The organism is Dolichospermum planctonicum (assembly GCF_005402965.1).
GTDB classification, from domain to species: domain Bacteria; phylum Cyanobacteriota; class Cyanobacteriia; order Cyanobacteriales; family Nostocaceae; genus Dolichospermum; species Dolichospermum planctonicum.
This window is the reverse complement of the sequence record NZ_BJCF01000025.1, coordinates 1-18,798: the sequence shown is the minus strand read 5'-3', so window position 1 is coordinate 18,798 and position 18,798 is coordinate 1. Positions and strand designations below refer to the sequence as shown.

Sequence of the window (18,798 nt, the reverse complement as noted above, 5' to 3'; positions counted from 1 at the left end):
TTTGTTTCGCGCAATTTCTCTTATAGATACCTAAGGTTAGGCGCCAGGCAGGAAAAGCAGGAAAGTCCTTTACCTATGACGACGGTTACTTATTAATTCCTTTGGCTCAATCATTGTAATTGCGTCTTTCCATGGTAGAGTTCGTACTGCGTGACTAAATACATTAGCCTGATACACTAATTTATTTGTAATATCCAGTCCAGTTAACCAACCACTACGAGGATGATAAGCACCAGTATCAATATCTATCCAACCCTGTCCCTGGGCTAAATTACCGGGAACAACACCAGGTAAGGTAAAAGTTATAGTATGACCGGCTATAATCATTTTATCTGGGAAATATGGTTTATTCATACTGTGAAACTCTCCTCTGATCCAACACAGTTCGTTAAGTGTTTGTTCTGCTACAGTTTTGTTAGGATTAACACCTGCATGAGTTAACCAAAAATCTCCCAAATCCAGATATGTGGGTAAACTTTCAAACCAATCTAAATCCCCTTGGGGAATTTTCCCAGACCGATAACTAGCAACCGTAGCCTGTCCTCCATTATATAACCATCCTTGCATACTGGTTGACTGAGTATTTTTACCTGTCATGATCTCTAATAACATCTGCTCATGATTACCTAGTAAACAAGGGTAGTTATTTTCTTTAACAAAATCTACTACCTCCGCGCTTTGCGGACCACGATCAATTAAATCTCCTAAAAAATATATTTGATCTGCTGATGCGGGTTCTATTTGCTTTAGCAATAACATCAAACCTTGATAGTGTCCATGTACATCACCGATAATAACCCTACGCTGACTAATTTCGCTCATCTGTTTCTAGCCTAAATAAATTAAATAAATTAACTGGTTATTTTGACTACATTCTTGTTGGTCTAGTTTCCCAGAGAAAACAGTTTTAACTGTTTACTCCTCTTGCTGCAATAACCACAAACCAGTGTAAGTCATTCCCGAATCATCTGGTTGCACTAGCAAAAAATGTAAGCCCTGACTTAGCTGTTTACGTTCTTCATACAACTTCCCCCCAGCACTAGCCTCCTCATCTGCAAAAGTCGCTAAAATCCATCTATCTACTAAACTAGCTTCTAAAATCAAACCATCAGGTGTACCATTCATGTAGTTTAATGAGACAGGGTTGCTTTTGTGCAACCACCGTGCTAAACTCATGGAGTGTCTTCCACCATAGATAATTACACCAGGTATAGGAACTGTAGAAGCCAAACCTAGATTTATCGGTTTGATAAATTCTGGTATTTGGAAAATAGGAATTGGCCGTTCTATAAACTCATCTACAATATCACCAGCTAGAATGGTCGCAAAACGCCATTTTTCCCCCCAGAGATTTTCTGGTAATGGTACTGGAGGTGGTTTATCTACAATTATAGGATATTGCTTGAATGCTAACCACTGTTTTAACGCCAAAGTTCTCCGAGTAGCTTCAACCTTGATACCTAAATTATTGCCCGCAGTTTCTATTAAACTTAAAGACTGAGGACGAAATACTTGAATGATATCTGGTACATTTTCCTTAGCTGCTAATTGTAATTGTTGAGTAACCCAAGTAGAATTAGCTTGTGATTGGGGACAACTCGCTATATACTCAAAACTGCGAGTTTGATCACAAACTAATAATTCCCATAGTATCTGCCCTTCAGCATTTTTCAGCGGACTACGATAAAAATCAGCCTGCCAAATCAAACCCATTTTTTACCCCATCGAACTTAAACAAATCAAATTTAAACCTGAACTAAACTAAATTAAACTAAATTTTTGGCTAATTCTATAGCTGCTTCTACTGTAGAAATTTTCCCTTGAGCTTGAGCAACACCAATTTCCATTAATAATTCCCCTACCAATGGTGAAGCGGGAATTTTTAATTCTGTCATAATTTCTTTACCAGTGAGTAAAGGAATAGGATGTGCAACTGCGTCATTCGGGTTAAGATAACGTTTGATTAAAGGTTCATAAGTAAGAAACATACTTTCGGAAAACGTACCTTTGTCTATAATATCATTTGCCAAAGCTAATACTAACACCGCCGGAAATAAAATTCCCATTTCCCGAAAGAGAAAATACTGTTTCCGCAAAGACATATTTTCTGCTTTTATTTCTGGAAATAATCTTAATGCGGTTGTTACCGCGCGAATTTCTGCGCGACTGTAGGTAAGTTTTTGTAGTTCTATTTCAGCGGTTTCTGGGTGGGAATGAACAAGACAAGCAAGTTTAGCAATACTTAACCAAGAAGTTTTGACTGTATTACGGACATATTTAGTTAATTCTTGGCCTAGTTTCTGCCATTTTTGACTAATTAAAGCAAATGCTGTATCAATCGCATTTAATTTAATAAAACTTTTATCAGTAGCATTTTTGAATAAATTAGTTAAAACACCATCTTTCCAAGCCGTATTTAACCAAAATGTGCTTTGACCACTGGCTAATAAATAACCAATTTCTACCCGTACTCTTTCCGCTGCTACTTGACTAATACTTGTTGCTAAACTGCGAATAGTATCTTGAGTAACTGGTTCAATAGTAAAATCCAGTTGAGCAGCTTGACGATAAGCCCGCATTAACCGCAAAGGATCATTTTGCAGATTGACAGGTGATATCATGCGTAAAATACCAGATTCTATGTCTTTATAACCTGTAAGAGGATCAATAATTTCTTGTGTATGGGGATTAAAAGCGATCGCATTAATAGTAAAATCTCGCCTATATAAATCATTAATGAGACTTTCCCCCTCCTGTTGAGCAAAATCAACGGTAGCTTCGGGAAACACGACACGCGCAATTTGTCTTTCAGCGTCAAGTAACACAAAACCAGCTTGATAACGTTGAGCAATCTTTTTTGCCACCTGTACCGCATTTAATGGGATAATGAAATCCAAATCCATATATTCCCGCATTCTACCCAAAATCCCATCACGAACCGCACCACCAACCATATAAACGGGTTGTGGCAAATATTCCCAACTAAAAGGCCAATTTTCAGGAGATAGACGAGAAGCAACTAATTCGGATATTGTCATCAAAATCAACCTTATAACTAATGCTGATTATTTTGGACTGAGCTATATTAACTATATATATTAACTATAAAGGTTTTGAGAGTTGGTTCTAATATGTGTATTTGTGTGAATTGCCACTATGTAGACCGCTGTGTTACCTACAACGCCGTAGAAACCCAGCACCAACAGTTACACTTGACGGAGACACCAGATTTTGATCCTCACGAACCCACCATTAATGTTAATATTCGCACACAGGGAGAGATAATTGAAATGGAATGGGATGTTGTTGGTTGTCTTAGTTTCCAACCCGAAATAGGTAAATGGTCTAAATTGCGTCCTGGTGAATTAGTCCCGACTTAGGTATTTGGGACTTTGGACTTTGGTAAATTAAAGTATGATTTTTTCTCACGCAGAGGCGCCCAGGGTAAGATTTTGATCAAGTTTGATCAAGTTTGATCAAGGAGGAAACAATTTAAAATGTCCCTCCCTATTTATCACGCAAATACTACTATTTTAAACTTCTTTAGACTTCAACAGCTAGTTTTGCTTCTTTAGCTGTTAAGCGTTCATAAGCAGCACGCATTTTCAAGCCTGTCAATACTTGGAATAAACCAGTACCATTGTTAGAACCGGGGTATTCGCGGTGTTGCAGTAATAAATGAGTCATCTCACCTTGATACTTGGTAGAAGTTTTACTTAAATGGGTTTCGATGTAAATTACTTCATCGAGGTTGTCAAATTGACCGTCTACTTCTAGAACTGAGACGTAACGACCATAGTAAACATCAAAACCATAGTACAGTTGCATACCTGGGTAAGAACAGGTTAGTTTGCGTCCGCAAGGAGTCCACTGAATTGTTGAACCTTCGTCAAATAGGTAACTTGGTTCAAAGCCTTCTTTTCCTTCCCGTTGTAACATCCGTACCCGTAAAACTTTACGTTCTGTATCGTTTTTAATCAAGTTGGTGGGTAATACTTGTAGAACCACGTCTGCAAATTCTCTTTGTGGTTCGATAAATTTCTCAAAATCAGGTTTCCGAGAATTGATTTGTGCGAGAACATCTTCATAGCGGTGGCCTCTTTCGGCCATATCCCGTTGAATTTTCCAGGCGATTTTGACTTCATCACTGATATCAAAGTAAACACTGAAGTCCAGGAGTTCTCTAACTCTTTCATCATATAAAGGATGCAGCCCTTCCACTACGATAATATGGTTTGGCTTGACTATTTCTGGTGGGTCGATATTGCCAGTTTCGTGATTATAAATCGGTTTATTAATTGTTTGACCTTCTTTGAGAGCTTTAATTTGCTCATACATCAAGTCAAAATTGTTTGCTCTTGGGTCAAGGGCGGTTATGCCTGTTTGTTTACGCTGTTTCCGATCTAGGCAATGATAGTCATCTAAACAGATAACTGTCATAAATTCTTCACCAAATAAATCAATCAAGCGACGTAAAAACGTAGATTTACCGCACCCAGAGTCTCCTGCTACTCCAATTAGTACCACACGTTCCGGCTTACTTGTCATAAATCCTCTCTAAATACTAAATGTCAATCAATAATTTTTCTCACAACAGATTTTGAATCCAGGGGCTTACACTTATGGTACACCCTTAGGTTCTGGCTATCCAGGATAACGATGACTTTCTTTCAACGGATAACGTGTAAGCTAATGGCAGTTACTCGTCCGAATGAGCCTAGTTTTATCGCTGGTAAGTATTTAATCTTAGTGTTGCACTAGATTTTAACAGAAGGGAGTGTACTTTCACAAGATTTACCCTGAGAAAGAATCTAGTTCCCTTAGCAGTTGTCTGCTTAACATTCTGCCATAGATGATACAATTTTTTCGAGACTTAATCAGAAATCAAAAGATCTCTAGAAAAAATCTCTAGAAATTTATAATCATGAAGTATGTTAACACTGTCATGGTAGGATAGGATAAGTGGTTTTAGGGGAATATCCAGACAAAGTTATAATGTACGCCATAGGGACATTTTAACAAATGCAGGGGCTTGTCCTCATGTTCAGGGTTTTTGCAGTATCAAGATGCTGTAAAATGTTTTTTCATCAACCTAAAACTATATAGTTCGAGAAAAAAAGATTAAAGTGATTCACTATTAACATTCTCGCCCGGACTTATCCTCTAACTTAGAAGGTGAACAGGTGTGTTTTTTGCCATGCCTACTGGTCTTGGGCGAGTGTGAGCCGGCATCACAATTAATTAAAATTAATAATGATGTCGTTTTCCCAGATGGCCAGTTTTGTGATCCGAAAATCCGGTAAACTAAAGCTCGCATCAGGATGGGAATGATTTTTTGATAAACGGTTAAGTAAATATCGGAGTGGTAGAAGGAATGTACAATCAAGGTGCTGTTGAGGGTGCTGCCAATATAGAATCAGGTAGCCGCGTCTTCGTTTACGAAGTGATAGGTCTGCGTCAGAGTCAAGAAACTGATCAAACCAACTACCAAATTCGTGAAAGTGGCAGTGTATTCATCAGAGTACCTTACAACCGCATGAATCAAGAAATGCGACGGATCACTCGCTTAGGTGGTAAAATTGTTAGTATTCAACCTGTTACAGCTTTACAGCAAGTCAATCGCCAAGTTAAATTGGTAACAGATGATGTTGCAGTTAGTACGGCTGATGTAGCGGTTAGTATAACTGATGTTGCAGTTAGTACAGATTCAGAGACAGTCAATGACAAAGCTGAATTGGTAACTGCCGAAACTAAAGTTAGTACAGAAGTGAAAGCTGAGGTGAATGCTAATAACGAGGAACATGGTAAAGCCACACCTGTGATTAATCCTAGTGAGGCGAAAGGCTTTGCTAAATCATCGGCCAAGGAGAAAAAAAGCAACACCATGACTCAAGCAAAAGCAAAAAAAGATGCCCATGCTGACGTTCCTGTGAACATTTATCGTCCTAACGCTCCGTTTATTGGTAAGTGTATCTCTAATGAAACATTAGTTAAAGAGGGCGGAATCGGTATTGTTCAGCACCTCAAATTTGATATATCTACTGGTGACTTAAGATATCTAGAAGGTCAAAGTATCGGGATTATCCCTCCTGGTCTGGATAAAAACGGTAAGCCTGAAAAACTAAGACTTTACTCGATTGCTTCGACTCGTCACGGAGATAATCTAGATGACAAAACAATATCCTTGTGTGTTCGTCAGCTAGAGTACAAGCATCCCGAAACTGGTGAAACAGTTTATGGTGTTTGTTCTACCTATCTGACTAAAATCAAACCAGGTGATGATGTCAAAATCACAGGTCCTGTTGGTAAAGAAATGTTGTTGCCTGAAGATCCAGAAGCTAATATAATTATGTTAGCAACAGGTACAGGTATTGCGCCTATGCGGACTTACTTGTGGCGGATGTTTAAGGACGCAGAAAGAAAAGCTAACCCAGAATATCAATTTAAAGGATTTTCCTGGTTGTTGTTTGGTGTACCAACATCTCCCAATATTCTTTATAAAGAAGAATTGGAAGCAATGCAGGAGAAATATCCTCAAAACTTCCGTCTTACTTATGCTATCAGCCGGGAACAAAATAACCCCCAAGGTGGTAGAATGTACATCCAAGACCGTGTAGCGGAACACGCTGATGAATTGTGGCAATTGATTAAAAATCCCAAAACCCACACTTATATCTGTGGTTTGCGCGGTATGGAAGATGGCATTGATGCCGCTTTAAGCGCTGCGGCGGCCAAAGAAGGTGTAAGCTGGAGTGATTACCAAAAAGACATGAAAAAAGCTCACCGCTGGCACGTGGAAACATACTAATTTAGTCATTGGTCATTGGTCATTGGTTATTAGTCATTGGTCATTGGACAATTAAAAGAAGATAATTAGTAGGTAGGGCTTATGCTCTGCCTACAATTGTTTTATTCTATATTTCTATATAAGTTCATTGTGGGTGCAAAATCTGTGGTTGTTAAATTAGGAATACTCGGATTAGGTACAGTAGGAACGGGTACAGTACAACTGTTACAAGACAAGGTAGGCCGTCACCCACTGTTACAGGAAATTGAAATATATCGGGTGGGGGTGCGATCGCTAACTAAACCTCGTGTTGTAGAATTATCTCCAGGTGTAATCACGACGGATTTAGAGGCCATTGTTAATGATCCAGCGGTGGATATAGTTGTAGAGTTAATGGGAGGATTAGAACCAGCCAGAACATTAATTCTCGCAGCTATTAACAATGGTAAGCACGTTGTCACCGCTAATAAAGCTGTAATTTCTCGATTTGGTGCGGAAATATTTACGGCTGCGAATCAAGCTGGTGTCTATGTCATGCTAGAAGCGGCTGTTGGTGGTGGTATTCCAGTGGTTCAACCTTTAAAACAGTCTTTAAGCGTTAACCGGATTAATGCTATTATGGGTATTGTCAATGGCACAACCAATTACATCCTCACCAGGATGCAAACAGAAGGTAGTGATTTTGATGATGTCTTGGCAGATGCTCAAAGATTGGGTTATGCTGAAGCTGACCCCACTGCTGATGTTGATGGTTTGGATGCGGGAGATAAAATTGCCATTTTAGCATCTTTAGGGTTTGACGGGCGAATTAATCGAGAAGATGTCCATTGTGAAGGAATTCGCCAAGTCACAAAAACAGATATTACTTATGCTGCTAAGTTAGGATTTGTGATTAAGTTATTAGGGATAGCCCAACACTTAGATACAGATAATTCCCAACTTTCAGTTAGGGTTCATCCTACTTTAGTACCGCAAAACCATCCTTTAGCTAGTATTAATGGTGTTTATAACGCCATTCTTGTGGAAGGAGAACCCATTGGCCAGGTGATGTTATTCGGTCCTGGTGCTGGTGCTGGTGCTACCGCGAGTGCTGTATCATCAGATATATTAAGTCTGGTGGCTACTCTCAAAACTAATACCAATAAACCAAATCCTCTCCTAGCTTGTAGACATCAACATTACTCTCAAATTACGCCAATTTCTGAGTTAGTGACGCGGTTTTATACCCGCTTTTTGAGTAAAGACCAAGCGGGAGTTATTGGGAAATTAGGGACTTGTTTTGGCAATTATGGGGTAAGTTTGGAGTCAGTTGTCCAAACTGGTTTTCAGGGAGAACTAGCGGAAATTGTGGTTGTCACCCATGATGTCCGGGAAGGGGACTTTAGACAAGCTTTAGCAGAAATTCAAGCTATGGAGTCTATAGACAGTATTCCTAGTGTATTACGAGTGCTGTGAAAAAGAAAACACACACCCATATAACCCCGACTTCTTAAAGAAGTTGGGGGTTTTTAAGCAAAGCCAGAAGTATTATAATTGCTCTTACGGGTGCAAAAATGATCTAATTTTAGATTGATAGGCCAAATTATCCAAACCGTTATTTTGATTACTTGGTTGATTATTAATCTGACGCTGAAGAGAAATAACACGATCGCTTGCACCTGGATGGGTACTTAAAAATGCAGGTACTGAACTACTACCCTGGAGCTTTTTCATAAAAGAAACCATAGCTGATTGAGCATAACCGGTGCGGGTAATGTTTGCTAGTCCTCTTTTATCGGCATCAAATTCGTCTTTGCGACTTCGGGGAAGATTTAGTGCCAGTTGTACACCAATACCTACGGCTTTATTTTTATCTAAACCCGCTAGGGTAGCAACACCACTGGTAATCGCTTGTTGTCGGATTTGTTTAATTAAATGTTTACCCTCAATGTGACCCATTTCATGTGCTAATACACTAGCAACCTCGGCTTCATTATCTGCGACTTTTAATAAACCTGTATTCACATAAATAAAACCACCAGTAGTCGCAAAAGCATTAACAGCAGAGTCTTCGACTACTTGAAAAGTATAAGGGATATTTGGGCGATCGCTATTAGCCGCTAACCGTCTACCTACTTCGTTAATATAGTCATTTAATTCTGAGTTATCAGAGATTTTGACTTCTTGCTGTAATTGCTGATTCATCTGTTGACCAAGATTAACTTCCTGACGATCGGATATATTAGATAAGTTAAATATCTGTACCCCTTGAAATAAAAGCGGTAATAAATCTATAGCTTTACTTGGTAAGGGTGTACTCAAACAGACAGATAGAAAAACAATTACAGAAATTAACGGATATAAACAGCGTCGTTGCCATAAACGGTAGTTTGTCCGAAACCCTTGGTAGTTAATCATAATCTAGTCAAATGAGATTTGTACGAGAACTTAAAATCAGAGGACGGATTTTCAGATTAGTAAGTTGCATTTTCCACTTTAAGCAGGGGTTGGGGGTAAAATCCTTATTTGGGATGGATTTGTGGAAAAATTTTGGATCTGATACAGATGTAAGATGCTGTAATATCAGGTGGAAATAACTTACTACAATCATGTTAAACTATCATGTTAGACTATTTCATGACCATAACCCTTACCTGCTGTCAATTTCGATTCAGTGATCAAGATTGTGGATCATTTGCAAAAAACTTCTTAGTACAATCAATTACTTAGCTGAAAACTTAACTGAAATTTACCCAAAACTTATCCAAAACTTATCCAAAACTGGTTATGGCTATTTTAGATTCCAAAGGTCGCTTGTTTGGTAAAATCAATCTCTTAGACTTAGGCGCTGCACTAGTAATTTTGCTGGTAGTAGTAGGTATTTTTATTTTTCCTGGTACTTCCGGTTCTGTGGCTCAAGTGGGTGCGAAAACAGTACCAATTGAGGTAGATTTAGTGGTACGTGGCCTTAATGTTCGTGACCCTGAACAATTATTTAAACAAGGATTCACAAATGGTGGTAAAACTAATGTGATTATCCGCAATCAACCCTATGGTCAAATTGGGATTAAATCTATTAAAGAGTTAGATAGAATGCTTACCATTCCTCAACCAGATGGTTCTGTGAAGGAATTACCAGATCCTAGAAAGAATAATTTTAGCACGGATTTTATCTTAACTTTACAAGATAAGGCTACAGTCACTAAGGATGGACCTGTTTTAGGTAATAACAAGGTGAAAATCGGTATGACTTTTGAATTAGAAGGTTTTAACTATAATTTCAATGCGTCTGTAATTGATATTCGGTTACAAGATAAATAAAAAAGATTATAGTTAGAGGTGAAATTTCCCCGATTTCATCCTCAATAATTAGTATTAATTAGTAATAATTAGTAAAAAATTAGTAAAAAACGGCTTTGCAAAATGGCGGATTTAGCAAGGTATAAAAGCGAGAATTTGACAATTTCGACAATTTTGTAATCAAGTGGGTAAATACTGTGATACAGGCTTCGTCTTCTTGGAGACAATTCATTAATCAAATTTCGGAAATCAAGACAGGAAGCAGAGAAGGGCGCATTTTTAAACATTTCTCTGAACCGGGTTTTTTCCTGGGTTTATTAACAATAATTGTGGCTATGTTGTTATGGAATTGGCAATTATTGTTAGCGCTGATTGTTGGTATTGGTATGATGGTATTTACTTACTTAATACCGAAATTTAATTGGCAATTACACTGGTTAGAAATACGAAGGTTAATTAGTAGTCCTAACATTCGTTTAGCTTATTCTATCGCTAGTGGTGGTGTTGCGACTGTGATCACTTACATGGCTTCAGCAATTTGGGTTGATTCCCCTAGTCCTTGGTTGGCTGCTGGTGCTATTATTCAGGGTATAGGTACATTATTGACTTTAATTTTGTTGGTGTGGCAAATATTCAATTTTCAGGGAAGTCAACAGCAAGATTATTTTGATAAGTTGTTAAGCGATTTAACAGAAACAGATCCTTTAAAACGGTTAATTGCTGTAGGTAAACTCAATAAGTTTATTGCTCGTCAGCGATTTGACACAGCATTGCAAGAAGATGTTATAAAATGCTTGCAAATTTTCCTCAGTCAAGAACAAGAGGTAATAATTCGGGAAGCAGCTTTAGACTGTTTACAGAATTTAAATAGGTTACAATTGCTAAAACCAATTAATGCCAAAGTTTTTACACCCATATCAGTAAAAGCGAAAAGCAAAGTTCTTATAGATTAATTTAATGTTTTGAGTAAAAAGGCACAAAAACCTTGACCAAAAATCTGGGATACAAGCCCCGTCCTTTTAGGACGGCTTTATGTTAAAATTTGGTTATAGTCGCCATAGGGCATTGGGAGACTTTAAACGGACATGGAGGGACGATAAGACCACTTGTGGCGTGTTCCAGTGAAGTGTCAAGAATCATCGCACCTTCAGGTCGGTGAGTATGTCAATTTTCCTTTACTCAATTTCGCTGTAATTCTTCTTTTAAGACTTGCTGATATATCTTAGGTAGAGAACGACTAACAGAATTAGTTTCTATACCATATCCTAAACTTGTCCAAGTCGGGGAAAGTTTTCGGAAAACGTCATTTATTTTTTGCTGACGTAATAGTGCAGGAATATTCACACCCCAAACTCGTGAGTCATTTAACCAACGGTAAACTACCGTATCTTGATACTCTGCTTCAAAACTATAGTTAGTCCAAAATATCTTATGTTGAGGTTTTGGGTGATAGCGGGGGGCAATTTGATGCCAAGTTGTGTTAATAATTTGATAGCGACCAGCAGCAGTGGAACAGTTACCTGTATTTGGTCCAGTAACGATAGTCACACATTTTTCTGGGTGACGACTCAGATCATGGACTTGTTCACCACCATATAGAATAGAGTAGGGACGGTTACTATTGGCTTCACTGGCAGAAATAGTTCGCATTAATGCCCGGATATAAGGATCTCCACCCCGCATAACTAGAGGAGGCTGTTTTCTAGTAAATACAGGTTCGGGGGATGATTGGATATCCCCATAAATATACCATTGAAACAGGTACACAAATCCCAAAAGTGAGGCTATGGGAGCAATGAGTTTTTCTACACCTTTTAGTTCAAAGCTTTTCAGAATTTAACTCCTTTGAATTAATGATATTTGAGAAACTTTCAGTAGGCTAAGATAGCATTAGCCATATTGAAAATCATTAATATAGAAAAATAAACAAACTTCAAAATATACAAAAAACAAATTTATGGTGACAAACAACAGGAAATATCAATCTTTGGAAGTACAAGAGGCTATTTCAAGTATGAATGGAAACTTATCAGCTAATGATAATGTATTAATACAAGAGAACATAAGTCAAACTAGATTCTATGGGAGTTATCAAAATTGCATGGAAGTATATGCAAGCATGGAGCAGGTAGAGGCGTATTTTAACAATCATGCTTCATGGTTTAGCCGTTGTGCGGAACCTATGAAGGTAAACCCTTTGAGTGAAAATAGTTATGCTTTAGTTGTGGGTAAATTCGGTGCTTTTGGTTATGATGTAGAACCTAAGATTGGTTTGGAGTTATCAACCCTTCAAGATCGAAAATACCACATTCGGACTATTCCTTTACCTGATTATCAAGATCCTGGTTATGAGGTAGATTATAAATCATTAACACGGTTAATAGATGGTGTGGATGGAATTACACGGGTGGAATGGGAATTAGATTTGGTAGTTGAGTTACACTTTCCCAAATTTATTCAGCGATTACCTCATGCTTTAATTCAGTCTACAGGCGATCGCATCCTAAATCAAATTGTTCATCAAATTTCCCGTCGTCTCACACACCAGGTAAAAAAAGACTTTTATAAATCTTTAAATATTCCGTTTCCACCAAGGAAATAAAGGAAATGCAAGTAATATACCATTTCCCATCTCAGTCAGATACAGGAATCGGGAAGTTGACCGCAGTGGAATAGGAAATGGTGCATGGTGCAATGAAAATCAGTCAATTACCCATTACCCATTACCCATTACCCATTACCCATTACCCATTACCCATTACCCATGACTAATGATAATCTAAGCATTAGTTAAAATTCTCTGGATGATTTCGATACCAGAGAAAGCTTGCCAGGCAAAAAGTCCTAAAATAGCGAAATTTAACAATATATGCGTCATCCTGGCCCAATTTGCTCCTTTTTGCATAAAAGGAGACAGAGATGCAGAAAAAGCAATTAAACCTGTCATACTTAATCCAGCTAGGAGATGAGGTCCGACAAATAATTTACCATTATTAATGTAAGTAACAGCCATACCACCAATAGAACCTGCTACCATCAAAGCTAAGATGATAGAACCTATTTGGTGGTGTTTGATAGTATATCGTCCTTTAACTAGCTCTTTCTTTTCTTCACCTTGAGCATTTCTGGTACGCTGTACTTGCAACCCTAAATATGCAGCATAGAGGGAAAGCGCTAATAGTACCCACATGGTAGCTGGGTGAGCAAAATTCAGCCAAAATTTTATTGTTGGAGTCAATTCAAGAGCCATATTTTTTACTTCCCTTTATTAAATCTTCATAAAACTTAGCATATTTAGCAGATATTTATTTTCTTGACTCAGCAATTTTCCCGCCTTACTGAATTAGGATATGAAAGTGAAACATTCTAGCTAATAAGCTCTTACTCTCTGCGATTGTACGTCTAGACTGTGAAACATAATTCATATACATCTGATCAAATAGGATATAACCAATGACAGAAAATACAGGAAATAAAGATACCACATTGCTCAAGGCTGTGAAAAGTGGGGATATCAAAAATGTGTCCGCGCTGCTGGCTTATGGGGCTAATGTGGATACAACCGATAACCATGGAAATACGGTATTGATGTTAGCTGCGAATTTAGGTTATACGGAAATTGTGCGATCGCTCTTAGATGCTGGTGCTAATATTAACTTATTTAGAAAAACCTATCACTTAACAGCATTAATGCTGGCTGCTAGTGCTAATCAGATAGATGTTGTCAAGCTATTAATCTCTAGAGGAGCAAATGTTAATGCTATTAATGAAGATGGTAGTACAGCATTAATGATAGCATCACTGAAGGGTTATATTGAAATTGGACAAATCTTATTAGGTGCGGGTGCTGATGTAAAGATTACTGACAAAGATAATGACACCGCGTTAAAGCTTGCAGTCAAACACAAACATCCGGTCATGGTCAAAGCATTAACACAAAATAACAATATTGTCAATAGTCAAGATCGGGGAGGTGAGACAGTATTAATGATGTCCGCAGATTTAGGCTACTTAGAAATAGTACAAGCATTGATATCATCTGGGGCTGATGTTAATATCAAAAATGTTGATCATCAAACAGCATTATTAGCAGCTACAGCAACAGGAAATACCGATATTATAACTGCTTTATTAGATGCAGGTGCAGAAATTAATCACCAAGATCAAGAAGGGGAAACAGCGTTACATTTAGCCGTTGTGGAAGAATATATTGATGTAGTCAAAATCTTACTACAAAGAGGGGCAGATGTGCAAATTAGAAATCATTTGGGAGATACACCTTTACTAATAGCAGCATTCCAGGGGTATAGTGATATAGTAGCAGTTTTGCTGGCTGCCGGTGCAGATATGGAAAAGAAAAATTTTGGAGAAGTTGCGCTGACATTAGCAGTGTCTCAAGGACATTTCCCAACAGTAAAATTATTACTTGATTATGGTGCAGATATAAATAAATTAGCAGATGATGGTAAAACTGCTTTAGTTAAAGCCATAACTGCAAATTATCCCGAAATATTTCAGTTATTACTAGCAAAAGCAGCAAATGTAAACTTACAAAACTCTTCAGGAGCAACGGCTTTAATGTGGGCTGTAGCGGAAGGTTATAGTCAAGCTGTGGAGATGTTACTACAATTTGGGGCGGATGTCAATTTAAAAAACCAGGGTGGTTATACAGCTTTAATGATTGCAGAATTTAATAATTATCGGGGTATTAGCAAAATATTAAGAGAAGCTGGAGCGCGGGAATAATTTATTTAGAGTAATTTATTTAATTTATGTTTAATTTAGAAATGGGAAATTGAAAAAAAGAGAAACATCAAGATGAAATATTTAGAGGGTGAAAAGAAGTAAATTTACCTTTTACCTTTACCTTCTTTCTACCTTGATGTTTCCTACTGTGCTAGATATGAATAATATATATTTTTTGATTTTGATTTGTAGTATTAAAATTAGCATTTTCTAGGTAAAAAAAACTACTTTTACCACCAATACATCCATCCTAAGTCTGATTTTATCCATATTTTCAATAGTTAGGAGTAACTATAAAGAAAAAATTAAAATTATTATTTTCAATATCCCGAATCAGAGGATTTTAAAAAAGTCGCAAAGTTGACAAAAGAACCTTTATGTAGACGTTCCTGATGTAGGGATTTTCGGCTCTACATTCTTTTTTACCAGATGTCTAATACTGTACAAATATCCTCTAATTTAGGAATTTTCATCTTTCTAAATTTAACGTTATCACGCCTATAAATACTGGCATATACATGAAGTTAATGTATAAAAAAGTTCTGAGTATTAACTTTTGTGAAAATTGTGGGGCTAGGAAGAGAAAATACTTCCTATGTTACTAAACAATAGCCTTAACTGTGATAAAATAAACAAGAACTATTGCTGCTAACTACAGCAGATGAAAACTTACTACTGAAAATGCAGGTGAAGGCAAAGCAATTATTAAACCAGGTGAGAACCCTATCATCTAGAATCTTGAGTAGCGATAAACCATTTTATCGTCGTTTTTGGTTTTGGGCGGGTTTAGGTGTAGGTGGTGGAATGATTGCTTTCCATTACATAATCTTAGAAATAGATAAAAACTTACCAAATCATTCGGCACTCAAAGCAGTAGTGCGAGAGCAAACACTGACTATTAAAGCTGCTGATGGTACTGTGTTACAACAGCAAGGTGAAGCAACTAGAGAGCAGTTGCAACTAGAACAAATACCAGATCATCTCAAAAAGGCCTTTATTTCTTCAGAAGACCGAAGATTTAATCAACACAATGGAGTTGATATCCAAGGGATTATGAGAGCGGTGATTAATAATTTGCGATCGCAAGATGTGGTAGAAGGTGGTAGTACCATTACCCAACAGGTAGCCCGCATTCTCTTCCTCAAACAAGAAAAAACCTTCTGGCGTAAACTGAAAGAAATCCGGTTAGCCCAAAAAATAGAGCAGCAATTAACAAAAGATCAGATTCTCGAACGTTATCTAAATCTTGTCTATTTAGGCTCTGGTGCTTATGGTGTGGGCGATGCAGCTTGGGTATACTTTAGTAAGTCCGTAGATAAACTTACCTTATCAGAAATGGCCACTTTGGCTGGTTTAGCTCCCGCACCTAACGTCTATGCACCAGACAAAAACCTAAAAGCAGCCACAGAACGGCGAAATCTGGTGTTGCAGCGGATGGAAGAAGATGGCATAATTACACCAGTACAAAAACAAGCCGCTATTCAAGAACCATTAATAGTTAACAGCAACTTACCCAAACGGTGGCAGGTAGATTCTCCCTACTTTACTACTTATATTCAAAAGGAATTACCAAAGCACCTTTCTCCTGATATCTTGGCTAGTGGTGGTTTAGTGGTAGAAACTAGTTTAAACCCAACTTGGCAAAAAGCCGCAGAAGCAGCAGTCACAAAAATCTTGAAAAATGAAGGACGGTGGCAAAACTTTAAAGAAGCGGCTCTGGTGGCCATAGATCCTCGAAATGGGGAAATTCAGGCCATGGTGGGAGGAAAAGACTTTGGTAAAAACCAATTTAATCGCGTTACTCAGGCACAAAGACAACCAGGATCAACTTTTAAAGGATTTGTCTATGCTACAGCGATCGCAACAGGTAAAAACCCTTACGATAGCTATTTAGATGAACCTTTATCAATAGATGGTTATGAGCCAAAAAACTACCATGACAACTTCTCCGGCTGGTTAAATATGAGGGATGCTCTCACCAAATCCGTAAATACAATTGCTGTGAAAGTATTAATAGATGCGGGTTTTCAACCAACCATTAAATTGGCCCATGAGATGGGAATTAAATCAGAACTAAAACCTACCTATTCTTTAGCTCTTGGTTCTAATGAAGTCAACTTATTAGAACTAACTAATGCTTATGGTACATTTGCTACCCAAGGAAATTATATAGAAGCCCACGGGATTCGTCGCATCCTCAACCGCGAAGGGAATGTCATTTGGTCTGCTAAATATGAACCTAAGCAAGTTTTAGATGCTGATAGTAGTACCATCATGACTTGGATGTTAAAAAATGTTGTTACAGACGGAACTGGGGCTGCGGCTGAATTAAATGATAGACAAGTGGCCGGAAAAACAGGAACTTCTGATGAAGCCCGTGATTTATGGTTTATTGGTTATATTCCCCAAGTTGTCACTGGAGTATGGTTAGGAAATGATGATAATACCCCAACCTATGGTAGTAGTGGTAGTGCTGCTTATGCTTGGCATGAATTTATGGAGAAAGCAGTAGAGGGAATGTCTGTAGAAAAATTTCCCAGCTTGCCCAAACTAGAAAACCGCAAAGGTAGTATTAAAGCTGAACCTATCAAACCTAAAAAAGTTATCCGTAGAGTGATTAATGATAATGATCAAAAATCAGATCGGGATAATACTGAAAATTCTGATTCATCGAGTAGAAGTAGACGCAGACGACGCTATTACCAGTCGGAAGATACAACAGAAAACACCCCCAGACGCAGACGACGCTATTCTCAGTCGGAAGATACAACAGAAAACACCCCCAGACGCAGACGACGTTATTCTCAGTCGGAAGATACAACAGATAGTACATCCAGACGCAGACGACGTTATTCTCAGTCGGAAGATACAACAGATAGTACATCCAGACGCAGACGACGTTATTCTCAGTCGGAAGATACAACAGATAGTAGAAGTAGACGCAGACGACGCTATTCTCAGGAAGAAAATAACACATCTGCCTCCTCTCGTAGAGAAAGACGATATCGCAGCGAGGAATCACGCTCTGAAAATTTATCTTCTTCAACAGAGAATAATTCTGGAGCATCTTCACCACCACAACCTTCCTGGAGAGAAAGACTTAAACCCAATTCTTCACCAGGATTATAAATTAATATTACAGCAAGTAGCTTTGAGTGAGGTACACTTTGTGCGGGCAAGATGCCCGCACCACAAGAGTTTTATCATTAATATCTGTACTTCATAAACGGATAACTGCTGTATGTCTTTGAATAGGAAAGATTTTTCCTAGGACAGATGTAGGTGATCCGCTTAGTTTATACTTTATGAAGAAGTGTAACCTACATTAAGCGAATATCCTCATGAGTTATTTATTGCTCCAAGTTCAAGCCGAAGCGACGGGAAATCACTTTCCCTTAGCTTTTACTTTGGTGTATGTAGTCGGTTTTATCGCTGCTGTTACCATTGGTTCAATTGCCTGGTACAATTCCAAACGTCCCCCAGGTTGGGAGAGTAAAGAACGTCCTAACATTGTCCCCAAGGTCGAGAAGGAATCATAGGACTGACGCAAATCTCACCAAAAATTCTAGTTTTTTGATACAGCAAGTTCAGATTGAGTGAGGTACACCTTATGCGGGCAAGATGCCCGCACCACAAGAGTTTTATCATTAATATCTGTACTTTATAATGCTGGGAACTGCTGTAATTTTTTGTTGGTTTGTAGTCAGGGCTAAAGGTCAGGTCGGTAAGCTCTACTGCGGGCAAGATGCCCGCACTACAAGAGTTTTATCATTAATATCTGTACTTTATAATGCTGGGAACTGCTGTAATTTTTTGTTGGTTTGTAGTCAGGGCTAAAGGTCAGGTCGGTAAGCTCTACTGCGGGCAAGATGCCCGCACCACAAGAGTTTTATCATTAATATCTGTACTTTATAATGCTGGGAACTGCTGTAATTTTTTGTTGGTTTGTAGTCAGGGCTAAAGGTCAGGTCGGTAAGCTCTACTGC

Annotated in this window: 16 protein-coding genes; 9 read left to right on the top strand and 7 right to left on the bottom strand. The window is 38.1% G+C overall.

All coding sequences use genetic code 11. The features are described from left to right. Window positions 1–69 precede the first annotated feature (69 nt). From FFO06_RS12055 to FFO06_RS12045, 3 genes are all read right to left on the bottom strand, one after another. Complete coding sequence (locus tag FFO06_RS12055) at window positions 70–822, bottom strand: metallophosphoesterase family protein (protein WP_137908258.1); 753 nt, start codon at window positions 820–822, stop codon at window positions 70–72. 93 nt (window positions 823–915) lie between these two features. Further along, window positions 916–1,713: a Tab2/Atab2 family RNA-binding protein gene (locus FFO06_RS12050; RefSeq protein ID WP_137908257.1), complete on the bottom strand. Its 798-nt coding sequence runs from the start codon at window positions 1,711–1,713 to the stop codon at window positions 916–918. Window positions 1,714–1,766: 53 nt separating this feature from the next. Continuing rightward, window positions 1,767–3,038: a tRNA nucleotidyltransferase/poly(A) polymerase-related protein gene (locus tag FFO06_RS12045; RefSeq protein ID WP_137908256.1), complete on the bottom strand. Its 1,272-nt coding sequence runs from the start codon at window positions 3,036–3,038 to the stop codon at window positions 1,767–1,769. Between the two features lie 93 nt (window positions 3,039–3,131). On the opposite strand from FFO06_RS12045, the gene FFO06_RS12040 reads away from it, so the two are divergent. After that, window positions 3,132–3,380: a Ycf34 family protein gene (locus tag FFO06_RS12040; protein ID WP_028083119.1), complete on the top strand. Its 249-nt coding sequence runs from the start codon at window positions 3,132–3,134 to the stop codon at window positions 3,378–3,380. A 163-nt stretch (window positions 3,381–3,543) separates the two neighbouring features. On the opposite strand, the gene FFO06_RS12035 is transcribed toward FFO06_RS12040, so the two are convergent. After that, a complete protein-coding gene (locus FFO06_RS12035) occupies window positions 3,544–4,548 on the bottom strand; it encodes a phosphoribulokinase (protein ID WP_137908255.1) in 1,005 nt (334 codons plus the stop codon). An 826-nt stretch (window positions 4,549–5,374) separates the two neighbouring features. Here FFO06_RS12035 and cpcD/petH point away from each other — a divergent pair. Both cpcD/petH and FFO06_RS12025 read left to right on the top strand, forming a co-directional pair. After that, window positions 5,375–6,808 carry a bifunctional rod-capping linker CpcD/ferredoxin--NADP reductase PetH gene (gene cpcD/petH, locus FFO06_RS12030; protein WP_137908254.1) on the top strand — a complete coding sequence of 478 codons (1,434 nt, stop codon included), beginning with the start codon at window positions 5,375–5,377 and terminating at the stop codon, window positions 6,806–6,808. Between the two features lie 144 nt (window positions 6,809–6,952). Then, window positions 6,953–8,242, top strand: coding sequence for a homoserine dehydrogenase (locus tag FFO06_RS12025; protein WP_137908288.1), 1,290 nt, complete (start codon window positions 6,953–6,955; stop codon window positions 8,240–8,242). 84 nt (window positions 8,243–8,326) lie between these two features. Here the strand turns inward: FFO06_RS12025 and FFO06_RS12020 are convergent, their stop codons facing one another. After that, entirely contained in the window at window positions 8,327–9,184 is an 858-nt protein-coding gene (locus tag FFO06_RS12020) for a M48 family metallopeptidase (RefSeq protein WP_137908253.1), read from the bottom strand. Between the two features lie 369 nt (window positions 9,185–9,553). On the opposite strand from FFO06_RS12020, the gene FFO06_RS12015 reads away from it, so the two are divergent. After that, a complete protein-coding gene (locus FFO06_RS12015; RefSeq protein ID WP_028089687.1) occupies window positions 9,554–10,087 on the top strand; it encodes a DUF4330 domain-containing protein in 534 nt (177 codons plus the stop codon). Between the two features lie 176 nt (window positions 10,088–10,263). Continuing rightward, on the top strand, window positions 10,264–11,019 hold the full coding sequence (locus tag FFO06_RS12010) for an armadillo-type fold-containing protein (protein ID WP_137908252.1): 756 nt from the start codon (window positions 10,264–10,266) through the stop codon (window positions 11,017–11,019). Window positions 11,020–11,245: 226 nt separating this feature from the next. Here the strand turns inward: FFO06_RS12010 and FFO06_RS12005 are convergent, their stop codons facing one another. After that, the gene (locus FFO06_RS12005) at window positions 11,246–11,902 is read right to left on the bottom strand and encodes a glycoside hydrolase family 24 protein (RefSeq protein WP_137908251.1); all 657 of its coding nucleotides are present in this window, start codon (window positions 11,900–11,902) and stop codon (window positions 11,246–11,248) included. Between the two features lie 121 nt (window positions 11,903–12,023). Between FFO06_RS12005 and FFO06_RS12000 the strand changes: the two genes are divergently transcribed. Next, window positions 12,024–12,668, top strand: coding sequence for a DUF1997 domain-containing protein (locus FFO06_RS12000; protein WP_137908250.1), 645 nt, complete (start codon window positions 12,024–12,026; stop codon window positions 12,666–12,668). Window positions 12,669–12,845: 177 nt separating this feature from the next. Here FFO06_RS12000 and FFO06_RS11995 read toward each other — a convergent pair whose 3' ends face one another. Beyond that, the gene (locus tag FFO06_RS11995) at window positions 12,846–13,316 is read right to left on the bottom strand and encodes a DUF4079 domain-containing protein (protein ID WP_137908249.1); all 471 of its coding nucleotides are present in this window, start codon (window positions 13,314–13,316) and stop codon (window positions 12,846–12,848) included. Window positions 13,317–13,519: 203 nt separating this feature from the next. On the opposite strand from FFO06_RS11995, the gene FFO06_RS11990 reads away from it, so the two are divergent. The 3 genes from FFO06_RS11990 to psb35 all read left to right on the top strand — a co-directional run bounded on the left by FFO06_RS11990 (window position 13,520) and on the right by psb35 (window position 18,351). Next, entirely contained in the window at window positions 13,520–14,812 is a 1,293-nt protein-coding gene (locus FFO06_RS11990) for an ankyrin repeat domain-containing protein (protein ID WP_137908248.1), read from the top strand. Window positions 14,813–15,493: 681 nt separating this feature from the next. Next, a complete protein-coding gene (locus FFO06_RS11985) occupies window positions 15,494–17,941 on the top strand; it encodes a transglycosylase domain-containing protein (protein ID WP_137908287.1) in 2,448 nt (815 codons plus the stop codon). 212 nt (window positions 17,942–18,153) lie between these two features. Next, on the top strand, window positions 18,154–18,351 hold the full coding sequence (psb35, locus tag FFO06_RS11980; RefSeq protein WP_137908247.1) for a photosystem II assembly protein Psb35: 198 nt from the start codon (window positions 18,154–18,156) through the stop codon (window positions 18,349–18,351). Window positions 18,352–18,798: the final 447 nt, after the last annotated feature.